16 protein-coding genes are annotated in these 16,538 nt (G+C 65.1%); all 16 read left to right on the top strand.

The features are described from left to right. Positions 1 to 1,368 (top strand): ATP-dependent DNA helicase RecG (locus tag AC062T_RS13700; RefSeq protein ID WP_476030927.1); only part of this gene is annotated, 1,368 nt, incomplete at its 5' end. Between the two features lie 54 nt (positions 1,369 to 1,422). Then, complete coding sequence (coaD, locus tag AC062T_RS13695) at positions 1,423 to 1,905, top strand: pantetheine-phosphate adenylyltransferase (protein WP_108517189.1); 483 nt, start codon at positions 1,423 to 1,425, stop codon at positions 1,903 to 1,905. Between the two features lie 50 nt (positions 1,906 to 1,955). After that, positions 1,956 to 2,921 carry a siderophore-interacting protein gene (locus tag AC062T_RS13690; RefSeq protein WP_476030925.1) on the top strand — a complete coding sequence of 322 codons (966 nt, stop codon included), beginning with the start codon at positions 1,956 to 1,958 and terminating at the stop codon, positions 2,919 to 2,921. Then, entirely contained in the window at positions 2,921 to 4,012 is a 1,092-nt protein-coding gene (locus tag AC062T_RS13685; RefSeq protein WP_476030923.1) for a FecCD family ABC transporter permease, read from the top strand. Before AC062T_RS13690 ends, AC062T_RS13685 begins: the two co-directional genes overlap by 1 nt. Further along, on the top strand, positions 4,009 to 5,094 hold the full coding sequence (locus tag AC062T_RS13680; RefSeq protein ID WP_476030921.1) for a FecCD family ABC transporter permease: 1,086 nt from the start codon (positions 4,009 to 4,011) through the stop codon (positions 5,092 to 5,094). The genes AC062T_RS13685 and AC062T_RS13680 overlap by 4 nt, the downstream gene beginning before the upstream one ends. A 40-nt stretch (positions 5,095 to 5,134) precedes the next feature. Continuing rightward, positions 5,135 to 6,121 carry an iron-siderophore ABC transporter substrate-binding protein gene (locus AC062T_RS13675; protein ID WP_476030919.1) on the top strand — a complete coding sequence of 329 codons (987 nt, stop codon included), beginning with the start codon at positions 5,135 to 5,137 and terminating at the stop codon, positions 6,119 to 6,121. A 96-nt stretch (positions 6,122 to 6,217) separates the two neighbouring features. Beyond that, positions 6,218 to 7,210: an AAA family ATPase gene (locus AC062T_RS13670; protein ID WP_476030917.1), complete on the top strand. Its 993-nt coding sequence runs from the start codon at positions 6,218 to 6,220 to the stop codon at positions 7,208 to 7,210. A 4-nt stretch (positions 7,211 to 7,214) separates the two neighbouring features. Then, positions 7,215 to 8,480: a DUF58 domain-containing protein gene (locus AC062T_RS13665; RefSeq protein ID WP_476030915.1), complete on the top strand. Its 1,266-nt coding sequence runs from the start codon at positions 7,215 to 7,217 to the stop codon at positions 8,478 to 8,480. Further along, a complete protein-coding gene (locus AC062T_RS13660; protein WP_476030913.1) occupies positions 8,467 to 10,731 on the top strand; it encodes a transglutaminase TgpA family protein in 2,265 nt (754 codons plus the stop codon). The genes AC062T_RS13665 and AC062T_RS13660 overlap by 14 nt, the downstream gene beginning before the upstream one ends. A 66-nt stretch (positions 10,732 to 10,797) precedes the next feature. Then, entirely contained in the window at positions 10,798 to 11,382 is a 585-nt protein-coding gene (locus AC062T_RS13655; RefSeq protein ID WP_476030911.1) for a YceD family protein, read from the top strand. 2 nt (positions 11,383 to 11,384) lie between these two features. Next, complete coding sequence (rpmF, locus tag AC062T_RS13650) at positions 11,385 to 11,588, top strand: 50S ribosomal protein L32 (protein ID WP_108517177.1); 204 nt, start codon at positions 11,385 to 11,387, stop codon at positions 11,586 to 11,588. A gap of 35 nt (positions 11,589 to 11,623) precedes the next feature. Next, positions 11,624 to 12,331, top strand: a complete 708-nt coding sequence (gene rnc / locus AC062T_RS13645) for a ribonuclease III (RefSeq protein WP_476030909.1) — start codon at positions 11,624 to 11,626, stop codon at positions 12,329 to 12,331. Positions 12,332 to 12,341: 10 nt separating this feature from the next. Beyond that, a complete protein-coding gene (gene mutM, locus AC062T_RS13640) occupies positions 12,342 to 13,226 on the top strand; it encodes a bifunctional DNA-formamidopyrimidine glycosylase/DNA-(apurinic or apyrimidinic site) lyase (RefSeq protein ID WP_476030907.1) in 885 nt (294 codons plus the stop codon). A gap of 121 nt (positions 13,227 to 13,347) precedes the next feature. Beyond that, the gene (locus AC062T_RS13635; protein WP_476030905.1) at positions 13,348 to 14,307 is read left to right on the top strand and encodes an ABC transporter ATP-binding protein; all 960 of its coding nucleotides are present in this window, start codon (positions 13,348 to 13,350) and stop codon (positions 14,305 to 14,307) included. Then, the gene (locus tag AC062T_RS13630) at positions 14,304 to 15,149 is read left to right on the top strand and encodes an ABC transporter permease (RefSeq protein WP_476030903.1); all 846 of its coding nucleotides are present in this window, start codon (positions 14,304 to 14,306) and stop codon (positions 15,147 to 15,149) included. Before AC062T_RS13635 ends, AC062T_RS13630 begins: the two co-directional genes overlap by 4 nt. Before the next feature lie 2 nt (positions 15,150 to 15,151). Continuing rightward, a complete protein-coding gene (locus AC062T_RS13625) occupies positions 15,152 to 16,411 on the top strand; it encodes a sensor histidine kinase (protein ID WP_476030901.1) in 1,260 nt (419 codons plus the stop codon). Positions 16,412 to 16,538 lie beyond the last annotated feature (127 nt).

The raw sequence follows: 16,538 nt of genomic DNA, 5'->3' as shown, positions 1-16,538 counted from the left end.
CCGTTCACTCTCACGGATGATCAGAAGACGGTCGGTGCGCAGATCGCCTCTGATATCGCCGAGCCGGTTCCGATGAATCGGCTCGTGCAGGGCGAGGTGGGCTCCGGCAAGACGCTTGTCGCCTTGCGCGCGATGCTCGCGGTCGCCGATTCTGGCGGGCAGTCAGCTCTGCTGGCGCCGACCGAGGTTTTGGCGGGGCAGCATCTGCGGTCAATCGTTGCGTCGCTCGGCCCCGATCTCGCGGCCCAGTTGCGCCCCACCCTCATCACAGGCCAGCAGCCCGTCGCTGACCGGCGAAAGTCCACGCTGGCCGCCGTCTCGGGCAGCGCGCACATTGTCGTGGGAACGCACGCGCTCATGAGCGGCTCGGTTGAGTTCTTCGATCTGGGGCTGGTCGTCGTCGACGAGCAGCACCGCTTCGGCGTTGAGCAGCGCGAGGCGCTGAGGCGCAAGGGCTCCATTCCGCCGCATGTGCTCGTGCTGACGGCGACCCCGATTCCGCGCACGGTCGCCATGACGGTGTTCGGCGACCTCGATGTTTCTACGATCGCGCAGCTGCCCTCTGGTCGCATCCCGATCGAATCATTCGTGGTTCCCCTCGCCGAGAAGCCGTCGTGGAGCGTGCGAGTGTGGCAGCGCGTCGCCGAGGAGGTGGCTAAGGGGCGTCAGGCCTTCGTTGTGTGCTCGGCGATCGATCCCAAGCTGGGTGAAGAGGACGACGGCGAAGAGGCCGAGAAATCTGAGGTCGCGGTCAAGCCTGCAACCGTCACCGAGGTTGCTGCGGAACTCGCGCAGAACCCCGATCTCGCGGGTGCCCGCATCGGCATCCTGCACGGCCGTATGCCGGGGGAGATCAAGGACGCCACGATGAGGGCGTTTGCGGCGGGGGAGCTGGATGTTCTGGTGGCGACGACCGTGATCGAGGTCGGGGTCGACGTGCCCAACGCTTCGGCCATGGTGATTCTGGATGCCGATCGGTTTGGGGTTTCGCAGCTGCATCAGCTGCGGGGTCGAGTTGGCCGGGGCGGTGTTCCCGGATTGTGTCTTATGGTTACGCGCGCGGAGGAGGGAACTCTCGCCCGCGACCGGGTCGAGGCTGTGGCGTCGACCCTCGACGGTTTCGAACTCGCGCAGAAAGATCTGGAGCTGCGCCAGGAGGGCGATGTTCTGGGCAGCGTGCAGTCCGGTGGGCGATCGAGCCTGCGTCTGCTGCGCGTGGCCAAGGATGGCGCCCTTATTTCAGCGGCCAGGGAGGTTGCCGCGAGTGTGTTGGAGGCCGACCCTGGGCTCGTCGACAGCCCTGCTCTGCGGGAGGCGCTCGATCGTCGACTCGATGACGACGCCCGGGAATTTCTCGCCAGGTCCTAGCGGCGAACAAAGTTAGCGAGTGTGCGGGGTGCTTCTGACCTATAGGGTTTGTCCATGAGCAGGATCGCCGTCGTCCCAGGTTCGTTCGACCCCGTCACCCTCGGGCATCTCGACGTTATCGATCGTGCCGCGCGCATGTTCGACGAACTTCACGTTCTCGTCGTGCATAACCCAGACAAGTCAGCGCTGCTGCCCGTGGCTCAGCGCATCCAGTTGCTTGAGCGCTCCATCGCCGATGCCGGGCTGCCCACCAACATTCGCGTGACGTCGTGGATGGTGGGCCTGCTGGTGGACTACTGCACGGATGTCGGGGCAAGCGTTCTGGTCAAGGGCGTGCGCTCGCAGGTGGATGTTGCCTACGAAACTCCTATGGCGATCGTCAACCGCAACCTCGCCGGCGTCGAAACAGTGTTCTTGCTGCCGGATCCCGGCCATGCCCACGTCTCGAGCTCGCTCGTGCGTCAGGTGGCTTCGCTCGGCGGAGACATCAGCCCGTATGTTCCTCGTGCGGTCGCGGATCTGCTTCAGAACCCGTAAGCGGCAAATTTATCCGCCGCTCGTTAGGTAAGGCATGCCATACTTAGGTAATGCTTACCTCGCAGCCGGCGATCATCAGGGACGCCAGGCCCTCCTACCGCCCCTACCGCGTCGCGGTGCGGCGGATGCACAAGCTCAGCCCGCATTTCGTTCGGGTAACCCTGGGCGGCGCGGAGCTGACGACGTTCGGCACGGACGGACTCGACCAGCGGGTCAAGCTCGTGTTCCCCATCGAGACGGGGCCTGCCGCCGGTAACCTCAGCAACATCGGTGCCGACGACGCCGACGTGATAGCGGCGGGCACCTGGTACTCCATCTGGCGCGAGCTGCCCGACGAATTGCGATCACCGTTCCGCACCTACACGGTGCGCGCGGTTCGGCCAGAACTGGCCGAGGTCGACATCGACATGGTCTTTCATGCTGAGGGTGGGGGACCGGCATCGCGCTGGCTCTCCCGCGCCACCGTCGACGACGAAATCATCCTCGTCGGCCCCGACGCCCAGAGCATCGACTCCGGGGTGGGCATCGACTGGCACCCCGGCGAGGCAACGGAGCACCTACTTATCGGCGACGAGACGGCAGCACCAGCAATCTGCTCGATTCTCGAAACGCTTCCGCAGGGGCGCCGCGCACGCGCCTTTGTCGAGATCCCCGAGCGCGACGATGCGCTTCCCCTTCAGCTGCGCGACGGAGTAGAGATCACCTGGATCCCCCGAGGGGACTCCCCGCACGGCCAGCGCCTCACCGAAGCCGTGAGGGGGTGGATCGCGACCAACGCCGACATCGTCCGCCCAGCGCTCGCATCCACCGCTCAGCAGGTCAGCGAGATCGATGTCGACTCCGAAATGCTCTGGGAGTCTCCCGCCACGGCCGATTCCGGATTCTATGGCTGGCTCGCGGGCGAATCATCCGCCATCAAGTCCCTGCGGCGGTTCTTGGTCAGTGAGACCGGAATCGACCGCAAGCGCATCGCATTCATGGGCTACTGGAGGCTCGGCAAAGCCGAGTTGCAGTAGTGGCCGCAAACGCAATCCGCTCGGCCAAGGCGGGCGCACCCCAGAGCGCCGAACGGCGGTCGCGTGAGCAGCACAGGTCTGCGTCGGGCGCGAGGCGAACCCGCCGCATCGTCGGTCTCGCCGCCTCTGTTGTGCTGCTGGTGATCGCGGTCTGGCTCAGCCTGGCCATAGGCAACCGCGCCATTCCTTTCGGCGATGTCGTGCAGGCGCTCTTCGCGCCGAATGCTGATGACCACGTGCACATGATCGTGCGTGATCTGCGCGTGCCCCGCACGCTCATCGGCCTCGCGGCGGGGGCGGCGCTCGCCGTTGCCGGCGCCATCATGCAGGGCATCACTCGCAACCCCCTCGCAGATCCCGGCCTGCTGGGCGTCAATGCCGGAGCGTCGGTGTTTGTCGTCATCGCGATCGCCGTGTTCGGGGTTACGGCCCCGCTCGGATTCGTGTGGTTTGCGTTTGCCGGTGCTGCGGTCGCGGCCATTGTCGTCTATGCGGTCGGTTCGTTCGGGCGTTACGGTGCCACTCCCGTCAAGCTTGCCCTGGCGGGAACGGCGGTCACGGCCATCGCCACGTCGTTCGTGACCCTTATGCTCATCAGCGACTCCGAGACCCTCAACGCTTACCGTTTCTGGCAGGTGGGCTCGCTTGCCGGGCGCGGCCTCGATACTTTTGAGCTCCTGTGGCCGTTCGTGGCCGCAGGCCTCGTGCTCGCACTGTTGCTCGGGAGAACCCTCAATCTGCTCGCGTTTGGCGAAGAGCTGGCGCGCGGGCTCGGCGACAATCCGCTCCTGTCTCGCACCGCCGCGGCCGTTGCGGTCGTAGTTCTGTGCGGTTCGGCGACGGCGCTCGCAGGCCCCATCGTCTTCATCGGGCTTGTGATTCCCCACGCGGTCAGGGCAATAACGGGGCCCGACTACCGCTGGATTCTCGCCTTCTCGCTCGTTCTCGGGCCCGTGTTGCTCTTGCTGGCCGATGTCATCGGCCGGGTCATTCTCGGCACGGGCGAGCTCGAAGCGGGGCTTGTGGTGGCCGCAGTCGGGGCACCGGTCATGATCGCCGTCGTGCGCAGACTCAAGGTGGGCGCCCTATGACCGGGCGCCCTATGACCGGGCGCTTTATGACCGGGCGCTCTTCTGCGGCCACCGATGCCCAGCCGAGAACGCAGACGGCCAGAAGCATCACCCGGCGCCGCGCAGCGATCGTCAGCCTCGTGCTCGTGGTGGTGATTCTTGTGCTCACGGTTGTCGGCCTCTCGAACGGTTCGTTCTCGATCGAGCCCTCCCGCATCCTCGCAACCCTGTTCGGCCAGGGTGAGCGCGCAGAAGAGTTCGTGCTGTTCCGGCTTCGACTCCCCGCGAGCGTGCTCGGAATCCTCGTCGGCGCAGCGTTCGGAATTGCCGGGGCGCTGTTTCAGACGCTCCTGCGTAACCCGCTCGCGAGCCCCGACATCATTGGCATCAGCGGCGGGGCCAGCGTTGCCGCAGCGTTCGGCATCCTGATTCTTGGTGTCAGCGGTGCCATGGTCTCGCTGCTCGCGTTCGTGGGTGCGGTCATCGTGGCGCTGGCTATTTATTCGCTCTCGTACCGCGGCGGCATCACGGGCATGCGGTTTGTGCTCATCGGCGTCGGCTTCGCCTTCATGGCTCAGTCGGTGCTCGGCTATCTGCTCTCTCGAGGGGATGTTCGCGAGGCCTCGCAGGCCCTCACGTGGATGGTCGGGGGGCTCGGTGGCGCAGAGTGGCAGGGCATCGCGGTGCTCGCAATTGTGCTCGCCGTTCTCCTTCCGCTGGTGGCCATCCTTGCCCCGCAACTGAGCATGCTGCAGCTCGGAGACGACGTTGCCGCCAGCCTGGGCGTCTCGGTTCACCGAACGCGGCAGGGGGTGCTCGCGGTCGCGGTAGCGATGACGGCTGTCGCCGTCGCCTTTGCCGGGCCCATCGCTTTCGTCGCCTTTGTTTCTGCGCCCATTGCTCGTCGACTCGTCGGGGGAGGGGCGCTCGCGCTCGTGCCCTCAGCCCTGGTCGGCGCAACCGTCGTGCTGACGGCCGACCTGCTCGGCACCCACCTCATCCCGGGGGCTTCGGTGCCCGCCGGAGTCATCACCGCCATCATCGGTGCCCCCTATCTTCTGTGGCTCATCGCCGCATCATCGCGGCAATCCCGCGCCGCCTGACCCCACCTAGTGCCGTAACCGCGTCTATTCAGGAGATCCAGTGAAAAAGAAATCAGCACTCGCCGTCGTCATCGCCGCAGCCATCGTGCTCGTGGGTTGCTCGTCCCCGGACGAGCAGAGCGCGGCAGAGGGGGCAACCATCGAGCATGCGTTCGGCGAAACCACGGTCCCCGCAAACCCAGAGAGGGTCGTCACTCTCGGATGGGGCAGCGCTGACGCCGCGCTGGCACTCGATGTCGTTCCTGTCGGAATGGAGACCCAGACATATGGCGCCAACGACGACGGACTTCTGCCATGGATCGCTGAGAAGCTCGACGAGATGGGCGCGGATAAGCCCACGATGATTCCGGCGACGGATGAGGCGCCGGCATACGAGGACATCCTGGCTCTCGAGCCCGATCTCATCCTCGCCCCCTACTCGGGCATCACCGAGGAGCAGTATGAGCTGCTCAGCGACATCGCGCCGACCGTTGCTTACCCTGAAGAGGCCTGGACTACGCCGTGGCAGGATGTCATCTCCATCGTGGGTGAAGCCCTCGGCAAGTCCGATGAGGCGGCCGAGGTTCTCACCGACATCGACGGCGTTATCGCCGACGCTGCCGCGGCTAACCCCGAGCTGCAGGGCAAGACCGTAGCGGCGGTGTGGGATGTCGCGGGCACTTTTTATGTCTACCGGGCGGCCGACCCGCGGGTGAGCTTCTTGTTCGGGCTCGGACTCGAGAACGCCCCGGCGGTCGATGAACTCGCCAACGGAGAGTCGACCTTCTACTACACGCTGAGCTACGAGCAGCTCGACCAGCTCGAGAGCGACATCCTCGTGAACTTCGCCGACACCCAAGCCGACGCCGATGCGTTCCTGGCCCAGCCCTATGCGCAGGCGATCCCCGCCGTGGCCGCCGGTGCCGTCGCCAACATCATCGGAGTCGACCTGATCGCTGCAGTTTCGCCGCCCACCGCGCTCTCGCTCACCTGGGGCCTGGACAGCTATGTCACAACACTTTCTCAGGCTGCAGCGGCCGTCAAATAGGCTGCGCTGGGTCGCCGATCGGTCGGGTTCGTCCCGGGTGGTGCGCTCGCGTCGTTCATCTGAAAGACTCGCCTGCAGAAGATGAGGTGATGCTCGATGACGAACGACGCCGCGCCACTACCGATCGGCGATTTCCACTCTCTCAGTAGGGCGATTGTCGCTGCCATCGAGACGGTTATCGACGGCAAGCGCGACGCTGTCGAGCTTGCGCTTACGACACTTCTGGCCGAGGGGCACCTGCTTATTGAGGATGTGCCGGGGGTCGGCAAGACCATGCTGGCGCGGGCACTAGCCCGCTCGGTCGATTGCACGGTCAACCGCATCCAGTTCACCCCCGATCTCTTGCCCTCAGACATCACGGGCGTCTCGATCTACAACCAGGGCGTCGGCGGGTTTGAGTTCACGCCGGGCCCTATCTTTGCGAATCTGGTGATCGGCGACGAGATAAACCGGGCGAGCCCCAAAACCCAGTCGGCTCTGCTCGAGAGCATGGAGGAGCGCCAGGTCACGGTCGATGGCCGCACCCATCGGCTCGATCTGCCTTTCACCGTCGTGGCAACGCAGAACCCCATCGAAATGGAGGGAACGTACCCTCTGCCCGAGGCGCAGCGCGATCGTTTTATGGTGCGCATTTCCATGGGGTATCCCGATGCGCTGGCGGAGCAGGCGATGCTGCGAACGCGTGAGTCGTCGAGCCCGCTCGAGCGGCTGAACCCCGTCGTGAGCCTGGAGCAGCTCAACGACATGATCGCCACGGTGCGCGACATCTACGTCTCGACGGCCGTGGAGCGCTACGCCGTCGCGATCGCCCAGGCCACACGAGTTGACGCCGAATTGCGGCTGGGGGCTAGCCCTCGTGCCACGCTCCAACTGGTGCGGGCAGCCAAGGCGCGGGCGGCGCTCGACGGGCGCGATTTTGTCTTGCCAGACGATATCGATGCGCTAGTGGTTCCCGTGCTGAGTCACCGCCTCATCGCTGCTGGCCGTGCTGCGGGCGGGGCATCGAGTGAGGGGATCGACGCCATCATCCGCCGAATTCTTGCCGCGACTCCCGTTCCGCTGGGCGTTTCGGCAGAAGCTCCCCGGTAGTCGCATGGGCCGCCGCCGCAGACTCGATCTCACCGGCAGGGGCCGGGCGGTCGTTGCGGCGGCCGTGGCGTGCATAATTGCGGCTTATTCCACCGGGATCGACGCGTTTCTCCTCGTCGGCTCTTTTCTTGTCGGTGCCGTCGTGTTCTCGCTTTTCTCCGCCCATCACCGCCGACCGGTGCTGAGCGTTCATCGTACGTTCGGCGGCGGGCAGCCCATGGTGGGCAACCCGGTCTCGGTCGCGGTGGATATCGTCAATCTCTCGCCGCGGGCGACGGGCACCGTCACCTGGTCGGATGGCAGCGCCACCGGCACCGGGGTTAGCCCAGAGGGGGTGCTGCCTGAGCTGAGGGGACGGAGAGGAGATGTGGTCGACTCGTGCCGAGTCCAGTGGAGCTTTGTGCCACCGCACCGCGGCGATATGGGCGTTGGACCGCTCCGACTCGGGGTCGAAGACCCGTTCGGCTTTGCCAGAGCTGCGGTGTCGGTCGGGGAACTCACTGAGATCACGGTGGTTCCCCGCCACGTTCCTCTGCCGGGCCCTGGCGTTCTCATGAGCGATGCTGATGGCTCTGCGCGGCGCTCCAATCCGCGCTCGGTGGGTGGGGAACACGACATCACGACCCGGGGCTATCGCGTCGGGGACCCCCTCCGCAGAGTGCACTGGAGGGCGTCGGCCCATCACGGCCAGCTCATGGTTCGGCAGGAGGAGCAGCGCAGCAACGCGGTAGCGAGCATCCTGCTCGAAACCAGAGCGGTGGCCTATCAGGATGATCTGCTGCTGCAGATGGGCGATTCCGACGAGTTCGAGTGGGCGGTCTCGATGGTGGCATCGCTGGTCACGCACCTGGATGCCGAGGGCTTCACCGTGAACATCATCGAATCGGGTCGACCGCAGTTGACCGGTGCGGTGCATCCGCTCATCGGCCTTGCCCGGGTCGAACTCACCGACGAGTCGCGACCCGATGGCATCGTGCTGGCCCCGGAGGGGCAGAACGGCTCGTCGGGCCTTGGCGTCGTTTTCGCGGTTGTTGCCGATCTCGACGCAGCGATGGTCGCGGCGCTCACAACCGGCCGTGCGCGCTATGGCGCCGCCGTGCTCTTCGTGCGAGCGCGGGGCGTGCCGAGCGACCTGGAACTGCGGCTTCGCGTGATGGAACAGGTCGGCTGGCGATGTGTGATCGTTTATGACTCGATGTCCATAGAGCAGGCGTGGCTCAGTGTGAGCGACGCTTCACGTGCAGGGGGCGGTGGGCGTGGCGCGCGATGAAGCCGTCTCCCGGCGCCCGTCGCCCTGGGTAGCGACCGGAGCACTCTTTGTTGCGCTCATGGCGGCGATGGGGGCGCTCCATGTGGCGCTCGAAGGCAGCTCGTGGTGGTTCGTGTGCGCGGGTGCTGCCGCCGCTGTGCTCGCGGCGTCAGGCGGCACCAGGGCTGCGCTGGGTGCCGTTTCGGCATCCCGAGTATCGGTGGCCCGCCCAGGCCCGGCAAACCGGGCGATCATCGCCCTGCTGCCAACCCTTGTCGGATCCGTCGTCGCCATGATCCTGGTGCCCCTGTTCGTGGTTCCGTCGACCACGGTCCTTGGCCTCCCTACGACGCGAACGGGGCAGGCTCTCGAGCTCCTTTATCCTTTGGGCGCGGAGTCGCTATCGGCGCAGATCCCGCCGGCAGAGGTCGATGAGGGTGTGCTCGCCATTCTCGTGACGGGCATCGCCGCCATGGCGGTGCTTCTGGATGCGCTGGCCATCTCGCTGCGGCGGCCTGCGCTCGCCGGTATCGGGCTCATGGCGCTCGCGATCGCGCCGTCGGTGGTGGTCAGATCCGCCGAGTTCGGCTGGCTCCTGCTCACGGGTCTTGCGTGGCTGTGGCTGCTCGCCGCTGGCCGCCCGCTCCGGGGCAGGCGGGCATGGGATGCCGTTGCCGTCGGCGCCTCAGCGGCCGTCTTCGCTCTGCTCGTTCCCCTTTTCGCTCCGGTTCCCTCTGGCACCACCGCGACGGGCTCGGGAGGTGGGGAGATCCGCATGGGGGTCAACCCCATCGTGGGTCTTGGTCAGGATTTGCGGCGACCCATCGTCAGAGAGGCGCTCGAGTATTCGACGACGTCGGGAACCCCCCGCTACCTGCGCCTTATGGCGCTCGAGGGCTTTGACGATTCGGGGTGGTTCCATGTGCCGTCACCCGCAGAGCCCCTTGAATCGGGGGCCGTTCCACCCCCGCCGGGGCTGTCTGATGACGTGACGCGATTCGTGGAGACGACGTCGATCACCATCCGCGAGTTGGGCGGTCTGTGGGTACCAATGCCGTATCCGGCCGTCGGGGTGGAGGGTTTCAAAGCTGCCGCCACCTGGGATTCCGACACCGTGGCGCTCAGAGCAGATCGCAGGAGCGTGCGCGGGGAGAAGTTCTCCGTGTCATCCCTCTCTCTCGATCCCACCCCGCAACAGCTTCAGGATGCCGGAGTCTCAGTCCCTGAGCCTTATCAAGATCTCGCTCAGGTGGACCCGTCGTGGCCTGCTGTGATCTCCGAAACAGCCGCTTCCGTCACGGTCGATGCGACCACGAGTTACGAGCGGGCGCTCGCAATTCAAGATTTCTTGCGCAACGGCGACTTCCTCTATTCGGAGAAGGCGCCGGTGCGTGAGGGCTACGACGGCTCCAGCGCCGATGTCGTCGGCGTTTTTCTCGCAGAGGGCAGCGGATACTGCGTTCATTTTGCATCGGCCATGGCGCTTATGGCGCGCAGTGTGGGAATCCCAGCCAGGGTCGCTGTGGGCTTTCTGCCCGGAGAAAAGTCGGACGAGACGGGGTTCGACGAGGGGGAGACCGCGTGGCTGGTCACCTCTAAGGAGCTCCACGCCTGGCCCGAGCTGTATTTCGACGGGATCGGGTGGGTTCCGTTTGAGCCGACGACCGGCAGGGGAGAGGTTCCTGACTACGCGGAGCCCGAGGCCCTCGACGACGTTGCCCCGGCGGATCCAAGCGCGGCTCCCGTGCCGTCGACTCGTCCAAGCGCGGCCCCCACAACCCCGCTCGCCCCGGCCGAGGCGCTGCCGGGCACGGGTCAGGCTGGCCCCACAAACTCGAGCCTGTCGCCCTGGTTGCTCGCGATCCCGGTTGTTCTGTTTTTGGCCCTCGTTCCGGCCATCGCCAGACTGCTCGTCCGAGCGGTGCAGCTCTCCGCGGTGCGGCGGCGGAGGGCGGAGTCCGTCGTGGCGTGGAATGAGGTCGTGCGCTCGGCACGTGATCTCGGCGTCCCTGTTGAGTCAGCGACTACGCCACGTCAGAACGCCGAGATTCTTGCCCACCAGCTGGGCCAGCAGCAACCGGCGCTCGACAGACTGCTCGATGCCGTTGAGCGCGAGCAGTTCTCGCGCGACGACACGGGCTATCCGGGGGCGGCATCCGACGCACGGTCGGTGATCCGCGGTCTGCGTCGCAGCGTGCCAGTGCGGCGCCGCGCAGTCGCCGCACTGTGGCCCCGCAGTGCGATCGAGAGGATCATCCGCACCATTTCTTAGGGTGCGTTCGGCTCGTTTTCTGCCAGTGAACAGAAAGCGCCCCGCTACGACGGCTAAGCTCATGGGGTGGCACAGCACAATAAATCTCCCTTGGCGATCAGCATCCTCGATCTCGCGCACCGACCCGGTGAAATGCGCGAGGTCTTTGTTGAGACCAAGGCGAACGAGCGCTTCGGCAATGCCGTCATCGCGGTAGAAGAAGGCACGCCGATCTCGGCGGATGTTCGTCTCGAGTCGCTTCATGACGGCATCCTGGTCACCGCTGAGGTCGACACAACTGCCTCAGGGGAGTGCGTTCGGTGCCTCATCGAGATCACCGAGCCGGTCGAAGTCGAAATCCAAGAGGTTTTCGCGTACTCTGAGACAGAAGGCTTCGACTATCTGGTTCAAGATGATCACGTGGATCTTGAACCGGTAATCAGGGATGCGGTGGTGTTGTCACTTCCGTTCCAACCGGTGTGTCAAGAGGATTGCCTCGGCCTGTGCCCCCAGTGTGGGGTGCGGCTCCTCGACAACCCGGGTCACGAGCATGAAGAACCCATCGATCCTCGATGGGCGGCGCTTGCCGGACTCGACAGCCTGACCGGGGCCCCCACCAATGACGTCATCAGTGCTGCGCCTGACGGCGACGCTGACAGAGAGAAGAGATAGCCATGGCAGTACCCAAGCGGAAGATGTCCCGTGCGAGCACCCGCGCCCGTCGCGCTCAGTGGAAGGCAACCCCTCCCACGCTCGTCAAGACCATCGAGGGCGGCAAGGTTGTTTACAGCCTCCCGCACCGCGCCAAGGTTGTTGAAGACTCCGCTGGCACCCCCCTGTACATGGAGTACAAGGGCCGCAAGGTAGCCGACGTTTAAGTCGCTCCTTCGGGACACAGACTTCGGATGTGCGCGTGAGCGGTGAGAAGGCGACCGGCTTTAAGGAGCCGGGCGACCTCGCTCTGCGGTTGTCGGTTGACGTCGATCTCGATCTTCTCGAGCTCGCGCTGACTCACCGCTCCTACGCGTACGAGCACGGAGGGGGCGCTCATAACGAGCGTCTCGAGTTCCTGGGGGATTCAATCCTCGGGCAGGCCGTCACCGTCAAGCTGTTCCTTGACAATCCAGACCTCGACGAAGGTGACCTCGCCAAACGGCGGGCAAGCCTCGTTAGTAGTGTCGCGCTTGCAGAGATCGCTCGTGCGATCGGGCTCGGTGACTACATCAGACTCGGTCGAGGCGAGGAGCTCACGGGCGGTCGAGACAAGTCATCGATCCTCGCTGACACCGTCGAGGCCGTCATTGGCGCGACCTATCTCAGTGCAGGGGCCGACGCGGCAACTGCACTTGTGCTTCGTCTTGTCGAGCCGCTGATGGCGGACTCCGCGCGCTTCGGTGCCGCGATGGACCCTAAGACGAGTCTTCAAGAGTTGGCCGCACGGCTCAACCGCGGCATCCCCACCTATGCGATCACCGATAGTGGTCCCGATCACTCCAAGCGGTTTCACGCGACGGTGATGATTGATGGCGAGGCCGCAGCAACCGGCGTCGGCAGCAGCAAGAAGCAGGCAGAAATGGCAGCCGCCCTCGAGGCTTGGAGCCAGCTGCAGGCCAAGGCCTGACGCATCCGCCGTGCCTGAACTTCCCGAAGTAGAGGTCGTTCGTGCTGGGCTTGCCCCCGCAGTGACCGGTGCCGTCATTGAGGCCGTCGAGGTGTTCGACGAGCGTTCTCTTCGCCGCCATGACGGGCCGTCAGAGGACTTCGTTCAGCGGCTCACCGGCCGCACGCTCGTTGCGGCCAGCCGACGAGGCAAGTTCCTGTGGCTTCCGCTGTCGGCTGATGGCGGGAACCTGCCCGACGAGGCACTGGTGGTCCATCTGGGCATGAGCGGCCAGGTACTGCTGCGAGACCGTGATGCGCACGACCGCCTCACCCGCATCCGGCTCGACATCTCGCACCCGGTGCACGGTGCGCTGCGGCTGAACTTTGTTGACCAGCGCATCTTCGGTTCGATGGCAATCAGTCCGCTCGCACCCACTGTTGATTCCCCTCATGAGCGCGTGCCCGTACAGGTCGCGCACATCGCTCGGGATCCGCTCGACCCACTCTTTGACGACCGTGCCTTTCTCAGGCGCCTCGCCATTCGACGCACGGGCGTCAAACGTGCGCTCCTCGACCAATCGCTCATCAGCGGCATCGGCAACATTTATGCCGACGAGGCACTCTGGGCGTCCCGCATCCACTACGACCAGCCGACCGACCGGCTAAGCCGCGCCAAGGCGACTCTGCTTCTGGCGGAGGTTCGCGTCGTGCTTGCCAAAGCGCTGCTCGAGGGTGGAACGAGCTTCGACACCCAGTACCTGAACGTGAATGGCGAGTCAGGGTACTTCGCCCACTCGCTCAACGCCTACGGCCAACAGGGCAAGGCGTGCCCGCGCTGCGGCCGCTTGATCGTTCGCGAGCAGTTCATGAACCGCGGCTCGCACTTCTGCCCGTTCTGCCAGCGCGTGCGCTGAGCCGGTCTTTTCTCACCGGTACCCAGGTACTGGTTCGCGAGCAGATGCTGCACTGTCGTCCGATGTGCCGCCAGCGCAGCCTTCCTACGCTTTCTCCTATGCAAATGCACAAGGAAAACACATGATCGCGGCGAACGCGCTCGTCAAGCGCTACGGACACAAAGTTGTCGTTGACGAGATCGACTTCACCGTAAGGCCGGGCCACGTAACAGGGTTCCTCGGCCCGAACGGCGCGGGAAAATCCACAACCATGAGGATGATCGTGGGCCTCGATCAACCCACCGGCGGCACTGTGCGGGTCAACGGTCGGCTCTATCACGAGCACCGCGCACCGCTCCGCGAAGTGGGGGTGCTGCTCGATGCGAAGGCCGCGCACCCCGGGCGGTCTGCCTACAACCATCTGCGGTCAATCGCCGCGACGCACGGCATCGGCAACGCCCGAGTGCGCGAGGTGCTGGGGCTGGCCGGGCTCGACTCTGTTGCAGGTAAGCGCATCGGCGGATTCTCGCTGGGAATGGGGCAACGGCTGGGCATCGCCGCCGCCTTGCTCGGTGACCCTGCGACCATCATCCTTGACGAGCCCGTGAACGGCTTGGACCCTGAGGGAGTGCGATGGGTCAGGACGCTCATGAAGAGCTTGGCGGAGGAGGGACGCACGGTGCTCTTGTCGTCGCACCTCATGAGCGAGATGGCTCAAACCGCCGACCATCTCATCGTCATCGGGCGCGGCAAGATACTTGCCGACGGCCCGATCGGGGACGTCATCGGCGAAGGAACCAAGACTGTCGTCAAGGTTCGCACTCGAGAGTCTCAGGAGCTCATGTCGGCGCTTGCTGCTCCCGGTGTAGGCGTAGCGCTTGTGGCGGACGGTTCTCTCGAAGTTTCGGGAATGTCTGCAGAAGAAGTCGCTCTTGTCGCATCCGCAGCAGGAATTGTCCTCCATGAGGTTGCTACAGTCTCGGGCTCTCTCGAAGACGCATATCTCGCGCTAACCGCAGGAGACGTTGAATACCGCTCGTCGAGCGCACCACAGGCGAGCGCACCACCCGTGGGCTCACCAAGAATGGGAGAGAACCGATGACTCTGCTCGAGAAGAAGCGCCAGACGTTCGTTGCCCGACCCGAGCGACTCAGCTTCGCTGGTGTCGTGAGATCAGAGTTCATCAAGCTGACGAGCCTGCGCTCCACCATCGCGCTTCTGGTCTCGATCATTGTGGTCGGGGTGGGCGTTAGTGTCGCGCTGGGCATGACGATTGAAGGCGCCGGACTGCCCGATCTGCGGTCGGTCGGATTCGTCCTCGACCAGATCACTGTGGGAACGGTGCTCTTCGGTCAGCTCATCGCCGCGGTGCTCGGCGTCATCGTGATCAGTGGCGAGTATTCCAGTGGCACGATTCAACCGACGTTGATCGCCACACCGACTCGACTTCCCGTTCTGGGTGCCAAGGCTGTCGTGCTCTTCGGCATGACGACGATCTCCGTAGCTGTCGCTGCGTTTGGATCGTGGGCCGTGACCTATCCCATGTTCGCCGCCTTTGACCTGGAGATCGGGGTGACCGCTCCCGGTGTGGCGCTGTCATTGCTGGGTACCTCTGTATTCGTGGGCCTCTCCGCTATTCTCGGGTTGGGCATCGGGAGCCTGCTCCGCAGCGTCGCCGCGAGCGTAGCGACCGCTATCTCGCTGATGCTGCTGCTGCCGATCGTGCTGTCTGTTCTGCCGGCGTCGCAGGTGGCGCGCAATCTTCAGCTCTTGTCGATGTCGAAAGCGGGCGATGCCATGAGCAACCCGTCCGAAACGTTAGGAGTGGCCGTGGACCTCGTTGACGGATTTGTCAGCCCGGGAGCGGGCTGGATTATCGCTCTGGTCTGGGCCGGCGCCTTTCTCGTGCTGGGAGCCATTCGACTGCGTCGGGGGGACGCCTGAACATGCGGCCCGGCACCGTGAGCGGCACCTCCGTCAGGGTGCCGCTTCGCGGCCGTCTCCGCCGCAGAATGTCGCGGACGAGGGTGCTGGATGTCGTGACGCTGGGCACGTATGGTGCGCTCGCAGTCGGCCTCATGGTTCTCTCGTCAGAGCCGCCGTACGTCACCCCGTTGGCGGCCATGATCCTGCTGCTTGCTGGCGGCATCGCTGCGGTGAGCATCCGTCGCCGGTTTCCTCGTGCGGCGTTCGCGGCGGCCATGGCGCTTTCGGTTCTATCACTTGCGGTGGGGTCGGGCGCAGAATCGCTTCTCGCTGTGATCGCGATGTATACGGTGGGGGTGCGTCAGCGGGCAGCCACCGCCTGGCTCTGCTTTGGTATCGCGATGGCGTGCGGCGCGCTCGGCGCCCTTGCCATCTCGGTGCGGGGGAGCGCCGGACCGCCCATCCTGGGACTCGAGCCGCCCATGCTTCCCCGGGATTCCGTTCAGGACTGGGCGAACGTCTACGTGGTCATCGGGGTCATTCTGCTCATCACGACGCTGATCGGCACAAACGTCGGTCATCGTCGGCGGTACATCAATGAGCTAGTGCACCGCGCCGACCAGCTTGCTCGTGAAAGAGATCAGCAGGCCGAGACCGCCCGTGCCCGAGAGCGGGAGCGGATAGCGCGGGAGATGCACGACGTCATCGCACACAGCCTCACGGTCATGATCACGATCTCTGACGGCGCGCACGCCTCCCTCGATGAGCGCCCACACGAAGCGAAAGAGGCCATCGCCCGCGTAGCGGAGACGGGCCGCAGAACGCTCGGTGAGGTACGCCGTCTGCTCGGATCGGTGCGCCACGACGGCGGAGCCACAATCGCGGAGTATGCCCCCCAGCCAGATGCCTCGCAGCTCGCATCCCTCGTTCGCCAGTTCGTGGACGCGGGGCTTCCGGTGCGGCTCGCCGTCACCGGTTCGCCGTCGTCCGACGCGGCGCTCGGTCTCACGGTTTATCGCATAATCCAGGAGTCACTTACGAATGTGCTGCGCCACGCCACCGAGGTGTCGTCGGTGAGCGTGACGGTGTCGTGGACGCACGATGAGGTCACGATTGATGTCCGCGATGCGTCAGCGCCCGTCCTCGTGTCATCAGATTCGGGGCGCGGGCTGCTGGGGATGCAGGAGCGCGTAGCGCTTTACGACGGTGAGATCGAGGCAGGTCCGCAGGAGAGCGGTGGCTGGCGGGTCGTTGCACGCCTGCGAGGGGAAGAGAAATGACAGTGAAGGACGATATTCGCGTGCTCCTGGTCGACGATCAGGAGCTCGTGCGCTACGGGTTTCGACTCATGCTCGACGCGACGCCGGGAATGATCGTGGTCGGAGAAGCCGGGGATGGCACGCAGGC

Source organism: Homoserinimonas sp. (assembly GCF_056262345.1).
This window is presented reverse-complemented; position numbering and strand designations above follow the sequence as displayed.